Here is a 16,506-nt window from a genome sequence, read left to right on the forward strand (position 1 = left end):
CTTCGTTGAAGTGAACCGAGCCAGTCTCCCTCTGACTTGGGAAACGGCGAGCCAACTCAATCGCGCTGTGTCGAATGCCGGACTGTTTGCGACACACAGACGACATCAGAACGTTTTACGGCGTCTTCAATTCAAATGCTTTGTGAATCTGCAGAAGGCGGTTTCTCACGCAGATCGTCTATCAAATGAGTCCCGGAGTCTTTCAATTCATCCAAATTCACGGGTCAATTTCCACGCAATACTGCCCGGAAAAATGCATCCCTGAACGTTTTTCCCCTAATTCGTGCAATACCCCAACCCATTTCCAAAACACAGGTTACGCCACCAAAACTCACGTTTCATGGCACGATTTCCGTTCCCGGGGTTGAACTTGAAGGAAACCGTCGTTAAGAATCAGTTGCTCGAAATGAGCGAGTCGGCATTGTGATGATGACATTGCCTGGATGGAATTTTGACGGAGTCTGTTGAGCCCAAGGATCTGGGCACCGGGGAGTAAAAGTGCGGACGTGAGTGTTCGCGGCTGATACAACCGAAACGAGACTTCCCTACCCTCAAAAGTTTTTCCGGATGGATTTGGTAACTTAATGCTCAGGTTCCACGAAATGCCTTCGTGGACGCCCCCAGCATGATGTCTGCGGGGTCGTGCGTGCGATTAACCCCACAGGTTACATTTGCCGCTCATCCAATGAATCGACGACCAATCGAGTCGTCTTGTACCCAGGCAGTATCGTGGACCTTACACCACTTCGATGGTGCAGGCACAGCTCCTTAGGAAACATCAGCGTGCAATTATTGCCGCTGATGTGCGGCAATATCGCGTCGCACAACTAACACTAATTACAAGATAAGATCAGTTATACCTGCGTTCTTACCCTGTCAGATTTGCAGTCATATCGACCGCACTCGTGACAGTTGTTCGCACGTATGAATTTGGATGCATGATTGAGTCATAGTACAGCGAAACGGATTCGCTGTTGTGAGTGTGAGTGAAGTCCGTCACGAACGTCGTGATCGGTCGTGGGTTGCTTGCCCACATTTTCAGAGTCCGCAGGAGTTTCGAGAATGATGAAAGTGAAAATGGCGTTCGTCGTGTTGGCGTTGTCTCTGTTTGCCTCCCATGCCGAGGCACGAGGACATCGAATGATGCGACAGCAGGGTTATATGACCTATTACACAACAGGTTACAACACTGCAGTAACGCCAACTTCGACTGTCGCGACCCCTTCTAACGTGGTCGTGCAGGCTAATGCTGCCCCCGTCGCTAACAACGTTGTTCAAACGAGCGGCGTGGTCCAGACAAGTGGTGTAGTTCAGACGAGTGGCATGGTCAACCAGACTGGCACCGTCGTTCCGCCCGCCGGGACTGCAGCACACGGAAGCGCACAGTGGAAGGCCGAACAAAGCGCTCGCCTGGGAAGCGTTCAGCATCTGGGGGGTGGTTTTGGTGGCGGCAGCTACGAAGGAAACGGTTTTGGTGCCACTCCAGACCAGGCGATTCGTAATTCCTGCTTCTGGGGCCAGCGAACTCCCATCGAAATCGGTGTGGCTCGTGGTGCAAACGGCTATTACGCCACCATTTTCTACCGCTGATTCCATCCACTGGCGGTAATTCTGTCGCTTTACAGAGAGAATTCACGTTCTCTTGACGGTCCGCTCTGACCGTGGCAGTCGTCTGCCACGGTCAGGGTCGAACGGACTCAATGCTGGTCCTTTTCAACGCCAGTCGCGTGCCAGCCAGATTACTGCCGTACGGTCCAGACTGCCTGTCAGAATCTGCAACCCATCAGGCGAGAACGCCACTGACGTGACATCGTTCTTGTGTCGGATCAACGTCAGGATTTCCGTAGCACGCCGAGCGGATGAAGCAGCTACAGTTGCGACCTGCGATTCTGCCTCGGAATCCGTGACAAGCTTCGCATCCCAGAGTTTTGCAGAATCATCCGCGCTGCCGGTCAGGACTCGCAGCATGTCGTGCGAGATTGCCACCGATGTGATTTCCTCGGTGTGTCCTTCAAAGATCAACTCTACCGTTCCCGTCGCCACGTCCCATAACCGGGCCGTCTTGTCCTTGCTCCCCGTGACCAGCTTTGCACCGTCCGTTGTGAATTCCAGGCAAACAACTCCCGCCTGATGTCCGCTGAACGTTCGAACGCATTCCTGCGTTCTGACACTCCACAATCTGGCTTTGCCATCCTCGGATGCCGTGGCAATCCATTCTCCATCACCGGAAAAGGTTGCCGAGTTGATCGGACTGACCTGTTCATCGGGTCCACTGCGATTGACGAGAGTGAACACGACTTCTCCGGTGTCGATGTTCCAAAGCTTGGCGGTGCCGTCAGTACTGGCCGTCAGCAAGTGAGCGCTGTCTCGTGAAAAGACGGTGGAGTTGACTCGCCCTTTGTGTCCCTGCTCTCCTTCCAGCTTGCGAATGACGCGTTTCGTCTGGATGTCCCAGACGCGTGCCGTCTTATCCAGTCCTCCAGTGGCGATCCGCTTTCCGTTTGGCGAGAAGCGGGCCGATGCGACCGTCAGATGCTGGGAAAAGCTCTTTACAAGTGAGGGCTTCTGCGGGTTGCTCAAATCCCAAAGTAATGCGTCGCTCCCGCCGATGGTCACAATCTGGTGGCCATCAGGATGCAGTACAACCGACCGCAGATCGCTTCGTGAGGGACTGGAAAGCAGCTTGGTCACCTCTTGCTTCGGATCCGTCAGGCTCCAGGTCAAAACATCGCCGGTTTCGGAGTTGGCCGCATTGACGTACTCGCCCGACCCGGAAACGGAAATGGATTGTGCCGTACCGGCAAAGGGTGTCGAAGTCGCCAGCAACTTTCCGGTCGCCCCGTCCCAATACCGCAATGTTGATATCGCTTCAGTCTTACCTTCGCCGATCGACTTTTGCTCGGTGCAGCTGGTCACGATCCGATTAGTTGACGGAATAATTTGCATCGCGAGGACTGAATCGGGATGAGGCAACATGAGAGACTTGATCTCTTTTCCCGACTTCACATCCCACTGCATCACGGTGTTATCGTAACTTGCAGTCGCCAGACGAAGGCCATCCTCCAGGAAGGCCATCGCAGAGATCTTGTAGCGTCCATGTCCGTCGAGTCGTCCCACGACAGCGCCACTTTCCAGATCCCAAAGCCGGATGTGCCCCATGACATCCCCCGTGGCGAGCAGACGGTTGTCCGGTGAGAATGCAACCGCTGCCACTTCCCAGTTATGACCATTTTCATTGGAGAATGTTTTCAAATGCTCTCCGGTAGCGGCGTTCCACAATTGGGCAGACCAGAGGCTCTCGGACGGTTTTTGAGCGGAAGGAACCCGGCCTCCTCCGGTTGCAATCCACTGCAGGTTGTTAGAGATCGCAATCGCGGCGGCACGACCTGTGTTCTCGAGTAACAGACTTTGCCCCCCACGTTCGACATCCCAGACGCGCGCCGTATTGTCCGCCGCTGCGGTGAGAAGTTGCCGGCCATCCGGAAAGAACTGAGCCGATGAGACGAGAAACAGATGTCCCTCTCGAAATTCATTCTTGGGGCGCACCTGACCCGAATCGGTCGCGTCGAACGCCTGATCATCCTTGCCGAATTCCTGCTCCAGCTTACCGCTCGCAGTATTCCAGATACGGGCCGAACGGTCGCCGCTGGCGGTCACAATCCATCTTTGATCGGGTGAGTATGATGCTGCAAGAACGGCATCGACATGCCCTTCGAACAAGGTCCTTACTTCGGTGAAGCTGTCAATAACCCATTCTCGGATTGTTCGGTCGTGGCTGGCCGATAGCAGCCTGTGTCCGTCCGGCAGGAACGACGACGACCGGACGACGCTACCGTGTCCGCGGATCTGCTTCTCCATTTCACGGGTCGCAATGTTCCAGATTCGGATCGTGTTGTCGTCGCCGCAACTGGCGAGATGATTTCCGTCCTTTGAGATGGCAAGCGAACGAACAGGCTTTATCTTGGCATCCGCATCCACCAGCCGAAATTCTTTAAACTTCGGTGTCGGAATGATCGCGTTTCTTGCCCTGACCTTATCTTGGAAAAGCCCGTCTTTCAGCGAATCAAAGCGGTAATCTTCGATCTCATCCGGCCGCCATAGAAGAATTCTTCCGTCCTGCCCGGCAGAGATCACAGCCGTACCGTCGCGAGTGAACTTCGCGGAGTAGACGGGACTTTTATCATGTCCGTGGAATTTTTTGGGCGTACCCTGACCAGTCAGATCGTAGACGATCGCTCGGGCATCCTGCCCGGCGGTCACAATCGAGGACTCGTCAGGAGAAAACTCCGCGGACCAGACCCACCCCGTCTGTTCGAAGAACGAGCGATCCAATGCCCCGGTGGCAACATTCCATATTCGAGCCGACTTATCCGAGGAACTCGTCAGGAGGGAATGCCCCTCTTTTGAGAACGAAACGCTCAGGACCGATCCTGTATGCCCCTCGAACTTACGACCAGCCACCGGCTTCATCTGAACCGAATCCCAAAGTTGCAGATATCCGTCTGGCCGACTGCAACCAATCGCCAGAAATAAACCATCAGGTGAGAATGCGAGCGCGTTCACCCGTCCGAAGTCATAATCCAGTGTGATCGCCTGCTCGGCTTCGCGACTCCAGATTTGCACCTGCCCGCTCGACCCGCCCGACGCAAAGCGATTCCCGGCGACATCAATGGCCAGCGCGTCGACCGGTTCTACGGCTGTGAAAACGGCCGCCGCCTGGCTGCATAAATAGTCCAGGCGTCCCCATTCCCAGTTCCGCAGATCCCGTTTATCGCCGGCACCAGGCCGACAGTCATTCAGGGTCTTACGAGCGGCATCGAAGGCATTTTTCTCGATCTGCGAGGCTGCCAGTCCGATCCGCGCAATATAGGCCTGGTACTCTTCGGCTTCTTTCGCCTCCGTCGCCCGTCGTTCTGAATCGCGGGCGATTTTTTCGGCTTCGCGGGCTTCTCTGGCCGAGACAATCGCATGAGCTTCGGAAATTTTGGCGTTTGCTTCCGACGCCTTCGCCTTCGCCTCCGAGGCAATCGCTTCTGCTTCTGCTGTTCGGGCAGTCGCTTCCGACGAGAGCGCCTTTTGCTCGGCGATACGGGCCTGAGCTTCTGACTCGAGTGCTTTTTCTTTCTGCTGGTTGATGAGGATAGATGCCCCGACCACCAGCACAAAGACCGATGCCGCAAGGCCTGCTGCAAGTCGTCTCAGCAGGACCAGTCGCCGATGCCTCGCCTCTCGTTCTTTCTGTGCGGCGACTAACTTTCCGCGAAGTGCGTCATGATCAGAATTCGTCTTGTCCAATAGCGAAAGGCTGAGGTCCAGGTCCCCTTTCTGAAAGGCGCACTCGGCATAATCCAATTTTGCTCGTGCCAGTCCCGCGACCGCTGCACGGTTCGCACTCCACAATTCAATCGCCTGCTGATATCCAAAAACAGCCCGCGAGAAGCTTTCATAATTGTTCGACTCATTCGCTTGCTTCAGGTCTGCATCAGCATGATTTGAAAGCAGAACACTTTCCGAATGCGACTGATATTCTCTGATGGCTGCCTGAAACTGTTTGACATCGGGAAAGCGGTCTTCAGGACGGGTTGCCATGGCGCGCATGGCAATATCCATCAGTTCTCCCTTTTTGTCGGTCGGAGTGATCTCGTTTCGGGCCGCTGCCATCAGGCACTTCATCGCATTTTTTGCGACGTGTGGCGGGGTCCCTGTCAAGATCTCAAACAACATGGCTCCGAGCAGATAAACGTCGCTCGCCGGGCCGATCCGTTCAATGGGACCTGTGGTCATCTCCGGCGCCATATAGGCGGGAGTTCCCCCCATGGTGTTTGTTTCAGTGATACTGCTCGACTTCCGGAACGTCTTGGAAGGTTGAGCCAACCCCCAGTCCATTACCAGCACTTCACCGAACTCACCAAGCATGACGTTCTCGGGTTTCAGGTCACGATGCACTACCCCCCGCGCGTGGGCAAACCCCACCGCGTCGGCTATCTTCATCAGGATTTCAAGGTTTTCCGGGATCGACTTCTGTTTGATGACTTTCAGCCAGGGGGTCCCCTGAACTTTTTTCATCGAATAAAACAGGGCCCCTTCCGAATTCGCACCGACGTCATAAATAGGCACAATGTTCGGATGGTCCAGTTCTCCCGTGACAACCGCTTCGGCGAGAAACTTGGCCCGCTGCTTCTGATTCTCCGCAGTCTTTGGTTTCAACATTTTGACCGCGACGTTTCGGTCGATCGACGTTTGGCGAGCGTCGTAAACGATCCCCATTCCCCCTTCGCCGAGAACTTTCAGAAGCTCATACTCGGGGTCTTCCTCCTTGCTGCGGGTTCCCCCTCCAGTGCGAGGCGCAACGTCAGAGAAGGCTTTGGTTTTGATGACGAGTGTCTGTTTTTGCTGCGGGACTGGGTTTCCCTTCTTGGGCGTCCCCGGAGTAGCGACGGTCGGACTGTTTGGTGATGGGAAAAAGGGCTGACTTGGCACGGCTTCTTCGAGCGGTCCCCAAAGCGACTCGACCGTTTTCATCAGTCTTTCCGGCACTTCGTCGGAGATGAACGTCTTGTCAGCGTCCGCACCATCATCGATCCCGTTCGCCGTCTCGACGACGTAGGTGCGCATGTGAATTTCGATGTCATCTGTCTTCAGATGCCCACCGAAACCATCCTCAGAAACGAATGTCTTGTCAGCATCATCTTCGGCCCCCCCGAATTCTCCGTCACTTTGCTCTGTTGCCAGAATTGCTTCCGGCACGTCATCGGAAATAAAGGTCGCCCCAAGATCGTTTTCGTGTTGTTCCTGCTGATCCGTTTCGACGGTGGCATTCGAGTTTGCAATGTCATTGGCCGAGTCAACAGTCGCTGCCGCTCCGCCGTCTTCGCCACTCAAGTCTTCATCCGCCGAAACGGCTGTCGCTCGGGTCCAGTCCTCACCCGTATCAGGGATACTGTCGGCCGTCACGAACTCTTCGGACATGATTGTCGCGGCGTTTCCCAGTTCTTCCCGCTCCTGGGGATCTTCGATAGAGTCCTCTCGGGTCTTGTCGAGGCGAATGGGTTCCGATGGAATTCGACTGGGCTGTGACGCGTCGCGCACCTGCTTGTCGAAATACTTCTTCGAACCCAGACCGATTGAGCCCTCGTCATCAATACTCAGCGAGCGATTGCAGTGAGAACAAACTCCGCTGAGTAAGTCCTGCCCCTGGACCTTCCGCCTGCAGTGGGGACATTTGATCATTAGATCCCCTCCTCTTTTGAGGTCCATTTTCGCATCAGTCGCGCCGCGCGATTCAGTTGAACCCCACCGGTCTTTGCCGCAGTCGTCCCGGCAGACGGCATCCCCGTCCGCTGCGCGCCCGCAAGAGTGGAGGCGACCCCAAATAGCGCCAGCGAACCACCCAGCCTGGTCACACTGGTATCGTTGTTGAGTTCAGCCTGCTGTTCGTCAGAAGTCGCATCGTGATGGTCGTATGCCGCATTCACTGGTTCAGATTCCGATTGATGCAGGTGAAGAGCTGCTTTTTTCAACAGACGTCGTCCGGGATTGAAGGCAAACTGAGAACCCTCGTTTTCACCCCTGAACTCCTGAGATTCCGACCGGGGGCTCGGGGCGACGTTCTGATTTCCCTCAACCGGGTAATTCCGCTGAGGGAAGAAACTCCCTTCGATTGCGGGATCAAGGGGATCATCATTTTCGGGAACGAGTGCATCGGCAGGATCGTGTCCGGTGGTACCCCCGTCTGGTGCGTCTGTCTCAGTAGTCGATGATTTCCCGGACCGAAGCGACTCGGGCATGACATCGTCGAGCATCGGCTCGGTTCCATCGGCGATGGCTCCATTCACAATTTCAAACTCGATGACCAGCCGCTTAACAGTTTCACCCGGTTCCTGCAGTTGAACGCGATACCGGCCGTCGGGAATTGATTCGATCAATTCGGGATCGAAGATCTGCTCCAGGAAATCCTCGGTCAGCTCGATCCCCTCATCAAATTCCCAGCCCGTTCCATCCGCGTTGCGTTTGCCAATCTCAAAGAAGACCTTGCGTCGCGGGGAAAGACCCAGCCCCTCTTTCTCGGCGACAGGCACAATCTCGAGAGCCACCGTCGGAGTATGCGAGGAGACCTGCTGGATGTCCCACACTCGCTGGGGTTCAGGAAAATGAAGCAACTCGACTCGTGGAGTCAGGTCAAAAATGAACGACCCCAGACCTTCACCGGGGACAGGGGCGTAGCCCCGTAAAGTCGTGAAGTCCAGACTGCCCAGAGCATTGTTCGTTGTCGTATTGCGACCGTAGACGTGAATCAGCGGATCAGCGATCACTGTCACGTCAATCGGGATCGGGGCGGAAGGGTTATCCTTGTTTGGATTCGCATTGTAAAAGTGAGTGAAGAGGAACTCACCAGGATCCTCAAAGACGGCGGTCGTCGTGGTCCCGTCGTTCCAGTTCACAATGATGGTGAAGTTGTGCTCGCCGGGTCGACCAAACTCGCCCGTGATCGTTGCAATTCCCCCCGCGGTGATTTGCGGTGTCTGAAGATTCACAAATCGAGGAGGCGCGTCGATGATCGATCCGGTTCCCGACTGCACCACCACATCCTGCCAGAAGTTGACACGGTTCCCTGAATGAATCGTGGTGACGCCACTTCCCTCGGACCGAATATCCGCATCAACCCCCGTGTCAAACAGGTTAATACTGTCACCTGCAATGAGATCGATATTCCCGCTCCCACCAGTTGCCAGCACAGGTGCCGTGACAACAAGTCCGGAAAAATTCCCCAATGCCGTAATCGAGAGATTTCCACCCGAGGCATTCTGAACGGTAGACGAAACGTTGATGGTCGCCGTGTTGGAAATCATCAGGTTTCCGGAGACTGCTCCCAGAACGGAGATTCCGTCCACGCCATCCGACGTGACGATATTGAGAATTCTGCCCGAGACATTGCGAATCTGCAGGTTCCCCGACTCGGTATTCGTCGCGGCCAGATTCGACACATTGGTCACGAGCGGCGCACTGCTCCCAATCCCGGTGACAGCTCGCATAACGAGTGTCTCTGCAGCGATATGAAGATTGGCTGAATTCCCTCCCGCAGCAATTTCCCCGGCAGTCGATTCCAGCGAGACGAACGAGTCACCGCTGGTAAGGGCCGAGATCTGGCCGACAGTGATTGTCTGGTTTGCGACCAGACGTACTTCACCGTCGTTGTGCTGAGTCAGGTTGTCGACTCTGATCGAATCTCTCTCGATCATGTGAATCCGGGTATTAGTACCCGACAAGGGGTTTGAGGAAGCACCGTTCGTCAGGTTCAGCACATCTAGATCGACATTGATGGGCTGCAGTGCTCCGACGCCGACCGCGGTTTGAATGGTTGTCACAGCCCCCGCCGCATCGGCGATCAGGTTATCTCCCGCCGAGTTGCCTCCGTTGACGAGACTTCCTGATGTACTGACAAGTCGAAGTGCATTCGCGGTCGCATTCAGCGTTTCAACCTGTCCCAGCGTGATATCCTGGTCAGCCAGCAGAGCGATCGTCCCGGAACCGGATCGGATGGTCGCGCCGTCCTGCATCAGGATCTTTCCGCTCGTGCCATTTCCGACCTGATTGCTGTCTGCCACGACCTCGACATCGCCACCCGCCGAGGCAACGGGTGCCGTTGCATCGATCAGAACATCGCGAGAGGCCCTGAGACTGATATCGCCTCCCGCAGTCGTCACAGCGGCCTTGAGAACCAGGTCCGAGGCAGTACCCTCTGCGGACAGGAGAACGTTCCCGGTTGTGGCCGTAACGCCGGATCCACCTGCAGTTATGGTCGTCGTTCCAGCGGAACGGATGGCGACATTCCCGGCCCCTTGTTGATCGACACGATGCAATTGCAGGTCGCTGACTTCGCGAATCCGGATGTCACCCGCCGCGGAATTGACGATATCAAGGGCGTTCACGCGAGTCACCAGGGAGGGGTCGCCACCGGTGGGTGACGTGGTCCCGATTCCATTCACCGCTCGCAGGGTCACCACGCCGCCGAGGGTTTCATTAACCAGATTTTCGCCTGTGGCTGACCCATTCCGAATTTCGCCCGTGTGTGAAGTAATCCGAATGGCATCGACCGTGCCGTTCGCCGTCTTCACCTGTCCGAGCGTCACATTCTGCTGAACGTCAATTTCCACTCGTCCCGACCCCGCGTCGATCAGGCTGCCACTCGCCATCAGCAGGGCCCCAGTTCCGTCGATCCCGTTCCCCGTCGTCACCAGCACGTCACCGGTGGTCGAGAGGATTTTGCCAGCGGCGCCGAATGTTGTATCTCGGGTCGTGTCGAGCGTCATCGATCCACTCGCCGTTGCCAGCGTTCCGCGGATCTGGGTGTCACGTGCCACAGAGAGCTGCATTGCACCGGCTTCGGTAGCCAGCCTCCCGGTTCCGTTGATCTCCAGGTCCGTTCCAACTTGCGCGGTGAGTTCATGGTCGGCATCGAGTTGGAACGAGCCATTCACAATGATGCTTCCCGCCGTCTTCCAGAGATAATGACTCGACTGCGTGAGTGCCCCATCAGTCCCGACTTTAATTCCCGCAGTCTGATTGCCAGAGCCAATCACGACTGTCTGAGCGTGAACCACATCCAGTTGAGCGTCTGTAAAGTTCAAGTCCTGCGAGGCATCCTCCAGACCAATGGATGTTCCGGCTGATAGCGTCTGAATCGTGAGCGTGGCACCATTCGCGTTCACAAAAGTGGTGGGCAAGAGAATCGCGTCAGCAGTCAACGCGATATCCCGCCCATGCGTATCGAGGGATGACGTCGCAGCGTCGAAGCGAAGGGTGGCCCCGGTAAACTGGAATCCATCGTTCGTCCCGGCAATTGCACCGTACGTATTGACAGCTCCACGAAATCGGCTGACCCCACTTCCCTGAAGCTGCTGATAGGTCCACGAATTCAGTGAACCATCAAACCGAACGTCGTTAGCAGAGACAATGAGGACCTCTCCCAGCCTGACAGTATTCCCCACATGTCCCGTCACCTGGATTTGACCGGTCCCTGCGTCAAGCGTCAGATTCTGATTGAACGCCGATGTTCCATTGATCGTGCCCGAAACAGTGATATCGCCTGAACCGCCGGTACTGATCTCGATACCACGCGCCAGTTTCACCGGACCACTGATCGCGACGTTCCCTCGCGATGTGGTGATATTAGCATTCGCTACCAGCGTTCCCACCTCGATCAGCACACCTCCACTGCCCGAAATGATCTCGGCCGCAGAGGACTGCGTCGTGGTACCGATTGACTTGATCGAGACAGAATTCTCGCCCGTCAGTTGGGCGTCTACAGAAACTGTCGTCCCTGCCGACAGTTTTAAGTGCCGCCCCGCTTCAAGCGGCGCCCCCGCTGCAACGGTCAGGCCGGACGCGGTCGAGTCGAGGATGATGTCATTTTCCGCCTGAATCGATTGTCCAACGGAAATTGGTCCCGCAGCAATATACTCGACGCTTCCACCACTCGCGACGGTGGCGAGTTGCTCGATCGAACCACTGGACGTAACAGAGACGGAGCCAGTTGTCTCGACGCGACCGCCAAACACGACGCTTTGGGACGCCTGCTCAATCGTCACGCTCTCGACCGAGATTGCAGACAAACGAACGTTCTCTGCCTGCTTGACCCTGAAATCCCCGCCTCCACTCATCTCAGCTTGAGCCGTGACGTCCCCGTTCCCCTCGGCTGAAAGCGTCAGATCATGGCCGTTGGTTGCGACCGTGGATGACAGCAGGATATTGCCGCTCGACGTCGTCTCCATCGTAACCGAATTCAACAATTCCAGACGGTCTCGAATCGTTTGATTCCCCGTCGTCGTCACGTTGGCATTCAACTGCGAAGATCCCGGAAAATCGGTGGTCAGAAATGACAACGCCGTATTTCCGCCGACCGTCCCGTCGAACCGTGTGACCCCGGACGTCACAGCGGTCAGCCCAAATCGGCCGTCAACCGTTTTGCCAAACTGAATCGTATCGCCGCCACTGCTTGTCAGTCGCACATTTCCCGTCAACACCACAGCGTCGCGGAACTCGATTGCCCCTGAGGTCGTGAAATTTCCGTTGAGACGGGTTACCCCCTCGCTGTCGGTCGTCAGCGAGGTCAGGCGAGTGGCCTCACCGACCCCTCCATTAAATAGCGTCACGCCCGACGTGTTCACGGTCAACCCGTAAGGACCGTTCACGGAGCGCTGGAATGCGACCGTCCCGCCGCTTGTGCTGGTGATGATCGTGTTGGCCATGAGACTGACATCATCATCGAGCTTCACATCTCCACTGGCTGTGATTCCTCCGTTGATGCGAGTCGATCCTGCCCCTTCCGTCGTCAACGAGGTCAGTGCGATCTGTCCACCGACAGCCCCCATAAACGTTTTCTGGCCGGCACTGCTGACTCTTAAGCGGTGGGCTCCATCGATCGTCGAGGCAAAACCAACATCCTTTCCGGTCGTGCTGGTCAGGGTCGCGTCACCTTCCAGCCTGACAGCATCATGGAACTGAATTCCCCCGGCGGTGGTGATATCCGCATGAACCTGCGTCGATCCACCGGAATCGGTCGTCAGCGATGCAAGCGGGCTGATGCCCCCCACGACTCCGCCAAACGTCGTGACACCCGCCGTATTGACGGTGAGGTGATGCGGTCCATCAACCTGTTTCGCAAAGTTGATCGCCCCCCCGGTTTGACTGGTCAGAGCGGCATCGCCGAGCAACCTGACCGAATCATTCAGGCGAATCGAATCGACGACCGTGACACCCGCGAAGAATTCCGTCGTACCGGGGCTGTCCGTTGTCAGCGAGCGGAGCGCGGCGGTTGTACCGACGGCACCACCGAAACGAGTCCCCCCTGCCGTCTCAACGTTCAAGTCGAACGGACCGTCAAGCGTTCGCTGGAACTGAATATCACCGCTGGCGGTACTGGAGATCGTAATCGAGTCGCTGAGTGTGATGGGGCCGTCAATCGTGATATTCCCCACCGATGTCAGATCCCCGCTCAGATCCACACGCGCGGATGTCACCGCGATGCCGCCGGCGCCCGTCTGCACCTGCCGGAGGGAAGTCGTTCCCGCACTGGAAACGACAAACTTATCGAGCGCCCGTGCGACCCCCACGTTTTGCAGCGAAACAATTCCGCTGCCAGCGGTCAGTGTGAGCTGGCGCGCGTTTGCAATCTGATCTGCATTCACAGGGCTATTGAACGTGATATTCCCGTCGCTCCCCGTGGCGACGTTCGTGTCGATGGTGACATTCGCAGTAAGGTTCACGGCAGACGTCCCGGTCACCACGACGTTTCCACCCGCAGGTCCGTGATTGGTGGAAATATTCGCACCAACATTCACCGTCTCGGCTGTGACGTTGAGATTTCCTTCCGCAGTGGACGATCCAAGGTTGAGCGCGGTGTTCAAGTGAATCACATCGGTACCGATCCCCCCATCGATCGACAACGACGCGCGGAAGCCTGCGTTCACCGACGAAACGGTGATGGCATCATGACCGGCACCACCGGCGATGGTCAGTAGCTTCGTCGGATTCACGAATGTGATGGAACCCGCCTGGTCAGACGAAATCTTCAAGAGATTGCCGGTGGCAACGACTTCAATGTTCTCGGATCCGGATGTCCCCGTGAATGTGCGGTTTTCCGCCGTCAGCGAATCGACGACGGTCGTCTCGACGCTGTGATACGTCATCTGCTGGTTGCCACTGACCACCACTTCACCGGATGTCGCGTCTCCGAAGGAGTGTGTGACGGAACCGAACGTGGAACCACCGGTCAGAGCGAAACTGTCCCCCGCGGATGACATTGTTCCTCCGTCGTAATGGACGGATCGGGAAAAATCTCCCAACGAGAAATCAACGGTCAACGAGTCATCGCCACCATAAGTGTTGACGAACACCTGCGTTCCCGGAATCGCCGAGAAGGGGACGCGGATCGTGTGCAGATCCGGCGAGATGACGGCCCCGGGGATGTCTGTGGTGAACAGATTCACCGGATCATGAATGATGTACTGCCCGTTGGCGACGTCAGACTGGATCGTCAGCCGATCATTATTCCCGCCGACCATCGAGTCAGACACAACCAGATTTCCCAAGGAATCCAGCGTGACATTTGTCGGGGTCGCCACAACGGTCAGTACAATGTCATGACCACTGTTTCCCCCCGTGTAGCTGATCGAAAATGTGGTCGCAGCAACATGGAAGGTGGCCCCTTCCGGCAGGTCCTTAAAGGTCCCGATGATCGCAGAGGAACCGGTACTACTGAGCAAGGTGAACTTGTCCCCCACCGTCAGGGACGTTCCGAGATCCAGATCCAGCGACGCGTCCGCCAGTGAAACGGGACCCGACGCTTCGATCTGACTGTAGCCCGTACCGGGGGCGAGACCATTGATCACGACGTGCAGTGTCGCATCTCCGTTCAGCGACAGGGAAGTGGTATCAAGGAGACTGGTACCGAGAACGAGCGAACCACTGCCGGACACGCTGGCGACGGTTTCAGAAAAATTCTGCAGGTTCAATGTGGCGGCAGGTCCCACATCCACTGAACTTGTATTGTTGATCCGCTCGCTTCCCCCCAGCAGGAATTCACCTTCCACCAGATGAATCGTGCCAGCCCCGGCACTTAATCCCGTCGGTGCGATCGTCACCGAATCGAATTCACTGAGAAACTGCCCCGCATTCGTGTTCGACATGATCGTCGTCAGAAATGTCGCATTCATCCGCAACGGATGGTCACTGGTCCCGATCCCGCTCCCCGCGTAAATCGAGACTGTATGTGCAGACAGATCCAGACCCGATGCATCCGCGACGACCGCCCCGCCACCCCCCGTACGGAGGATCAGGTTGCCGGCCTCAAGAGTCAGCGAACCACCCTCAAAAGCGATCTGGTGGTTGCCTGTCTGAAGAGTCACATCCATGTCCCCTGCAAAGACAATCGCGGCGGTGATTTCAATGTCACCCGTGCGGTTGCTTCCGATGATCAGGGTGTCGGCATGGATATTCGACAGTTCCGTGGCCGACAGGCCCAGATAGTCAGGCCCATCAAGGTCGGTGCCAAGGTTGATCAACCGACCCGCAGGAGGAGCTGGTGGCAAAAGAGGAATCGCATTCGGGGCCAGCGACACAATTTGTCCGTCGGCCGTCACGGTTCCGTCCAGGTCCATCCGGTTTGCAGTGATCATGACTCCGCCGGACAGGGACTGGATGTCTGCCGAGGATTCGATCACAAACATCCCCGAACTTCCCCCTGCGGAAACGACGATGCCGTTGCCTGCCTGCACGTCGTGAGCAGCAGCTCCATCAGTCACCGTCACGTGCGAAGCACCGCTCAGATTGATCCGCCCGGTCGCAAAAAGTTGTTGCACAACCAGGTCATGGTCAGCGGACAAGATGATGTTGAGTTGATCGCTCGTGGAATTCGGATCGTCGGCCGTAAGACTTCCATTCCCTGCAATCTGGATATCGTTGCTGGCAAGAATCGTCGCGGGACCGGAATGGACATTGACCGCAGATTGGAAAGTGACGTTATCGACGGAGTTGTGAACGGTCAGACTACCGACATCCAGCGTGTTAGTCCCCTCGAAAAAGACCGACTGCGTTCCCACCGCCCCGGTAATCTCGATCGAATCCACCTGGGACGCCAGAAACGAGGTTGTCTGGTTGTGCTGATCCGTCACCAGAATCGAGGCGACACCCTGATCGTTCTGGACGACCGAGATTTTGGCGGTATCGCCAGTCGACGTCATGGAAACGTCCAGAACGCCGCCGGCCAGCACGGGCGTGACGGAGAGGACTCGACGCTCTTCCAGCTTGAGGCTTGAGAGGCGAGCGGCAAATTCGAATGAGGGAGATAACGGGACCGAACCGGCTGTCGATCTGGTGTCGAGCCAGTTCCAAAACCAATCTGCAATCTGCATGAAAACCTACCTCAGCCGCTCAGCCGGCGCTTTCCATTCGTTACGGCGTTTCCTGCCGCACCCCCACAAATTGGAACTCGATTACACTCGGAATCCAGTACCATTTGACGTGATGCTAGCAGTTCAGGTGGCGTTCGATTTTCACAATCTTCGTCGCCTGTAGCGTTTATGCGCTAGAGAGATCGCCGTTTGCCGAGAATGCCAACTACCTGTCTCTTTTGAATACGCCAGATCTTACTGGTTACGCAGGTTGAATCGCGAGAAAATTCCAGCAGAATCGGCCCGAGAACGACCTCGCCACGACAGAAGCTCACCGAAGAACTGGTACCGTCGCACGTGCCGCGATCGCGTTCACCTTTGTTGCAGGGCATTCCGTTTCAGGAGGCGAAAAGAACTCTCGCCATTTTCCGTGTTCCGCACCGAGGCAGCGGTCACGAACCTTGAGAGAGCAGTCCGACACGGGTTCTAACGATTTTGACGAAGTTTCCTGTGGTACTGCCCGGATTCTGTCCGATGAACATGGTGAGCGTTCTCGCGTGACTTGGAACCCATTCGCCGCGTACCGCTTACTCACTGAAAAAATCAGGTTCGTGAA

At 56.3% G+C, this 16,506-nt stretch carries 3 protein-coding genes; 1 reads left to right on the forward strand and 2 read right to left on the reverse strand.

What is annotated here, in order from left to right:
• Positions 1 to 1,062 precede the first annotated feature (1,062 nt).
• On the forward strand, positions 1,063 to 1,590 hold the full coding sequence (locus tag ACGY09_RS05680) for a hypothetical protein (protein ID WP_397570809.1): 528 nt from the start codon (positions 1,063 to 1,065) through the stop codon (positions 1,588 to 1,590).
• A 123-nt stretch (positions 1,591 to 1,713) separates the two neighbouring features.
• Here ACGY09_RS05680 and ACGY09_RS05685 read toward each other — a convergent pair whose 3' ends face one another.
• Complete coding sequence (locus tag ACGY09_RS05685; RefSeq protein ID WP_397570810.1) at positions 1,714 to 7,230, reverse strand: protein kinase; 5,517 nt, start codon at positions 7,228 to 7,230, stop codon at positions 1,714 to 1,716.
• Positions 7,230 to 15,911, reverse strand: coding sequence for a beta strand repeat-containing protein (locus ACGY09_RS05690; protein WP_397570811.1), 8,682 nt, complete (start codon positions 15,909 to 15,911; stop codon positions 7,230 to 7,232). The genes ACGY09_RS05685 and ACGY09_RS05690 overlap by 1 nt, the downstream gene beginning before the upstream one ends.
• Positions 15,912 to 16,506 lie beyond the last annotated feature (595 nt).

This window comes from Schlesneria sphaerica (genome assembly GCF_044336245.1).
GTDB lineage: Bacteria > Planctomycetota > Planctomycetia > Planctomycetales > Planctomycetaceae > Schlesneria > Schlesneria sphaerica.